Source organism: Thalassobius sp. Cn5-15 (assembly GCF_022347685.1).
GTDB lineage: Bacteria > Pseudomonadota > Alphaproteobacteria > Rhodobacterales > Rhodobacteraceae > Thalassobius.
In genome coordinates this window covers 1-1,267 of record NZ_JAKRGF010000017.1, presented here as the reverse complement: position 1 = coordinate 1,267, position 1,267 = coordinate 1, and the positions used below count along the sequence as shown (strand labels likewise).

The following is a 1,267-nucleotide window of genomic DNA, read 5'->3' as shown; positions in this document are numbered from 1 at the left end:
ATGGCAAAGGAAAAGTTTGAGCGTTCCAAACCGCACGTTAACATCGGCACCATCGGCCACGTTGACCACGGCAAAACCACGCTGACCGCAGCAATCACCAAATACTTTGGTGACTTTCAGGCATACGACCAGATTGACGGTGCGCCTGAAGAGAAAGCCCGCGGCATCACCATCTCGACCGCACACGTTGAGTATGAGACCGAGAGCCGTCACTACGCACACGTTGACTGCCCCGGCCACGCTGACTACGTGAAAAACATGATCACCGGTGCCGCGCAGATGGACGGCGCGATCCTGGTTGTGAACGCAGCTGACGGCCCGATGCCGCAGACCCGTGAGCACATCCTGCTGGGCCGCCAGGTTGGCATCCCGAAGATGGTTGTTTTCCTGAACAAAGTTGATCAGGTAGACGACGAAGAGCTGCTGGAGCTGGTGGAAATGGAAGTCCGCGAGCTGCTGTCCGAGTATGACTACCCGGGTGATGATATCCCGATCATCGCAGGTTCCGCTCTGGCGGCGATGGAAGGCAACAAGCCTGAAATCGGCGAAGAGAAAATCAAAGAGCTGATGGCCGCTGTTGATGAGTACATCCCGCAGCCTGAGCGTGCGGTTGACATGCCGTTCCTGATGCCGATCGAAGACGTATTCTCGATCTCGGGTCGTGGTACTGTTGTAACCGGTCGTGTTGAGCGTGGCGTGATCAACGTTGGTGACGAGATCGAAATCGTCGGCATCAAAGACACCTCGAAAACCACCTGTACCGGTGTTGAAATGTTCCGCAAGCTGCTGGACCGCGGTGAAGCAGGCGACAACATCGGCGCCCTGCTGCGTGGTGTTGACCGTGACTCGGTTGAGCGTGGCCAGGTTCTGTGTGCTCCGGGTTCGGTTAACCCGCATACCAAGTTCGAAGCTGAGGTCTACATCCTGACCAAAGAAGAAGGCGGCCGTCACACTCCGTTCTTCGCGAACTACCGTCCGCAGTTCTACTTCCGTACCACTGACGTAACCGGTACCTGCATCCTGCCCGAGGGCACCGAGATGGTTATGCCCGGCGACAACCTGAAACTGTCGGCCGAGCTGATCGCCCCGATCGCGATGGAAGAAGGCCTGCGCTTCGCCATCCGTGAAGGTGGTCGCACCGTTGGTTCCGGTGTTGTATCCAAAATCCTGGCCTAATTCAGGTTAGCGATTTAGCGATAGAATAGAAAAGGGCGTCCCTAGGGGCGCCCTTTTTGCGTGGGGGGAGGAGACTGGCAGGAGGCTGGCA

At 57.2% G+C, this 1,267-nt stretch carries 1 protein-coding gene; it reads left to right on the top strand.

The features are described from left to right. The coding region (gene tuf, locus MHM86_RS16990) for an elongation factor Tu (RefSeq protein WP_239201798.1) at positions 1–1,176 on the top strand (1,176 nt) is incomplete at its 5' end. Positions 1,177–1,267: the final 91 nt, after the last annotated feature.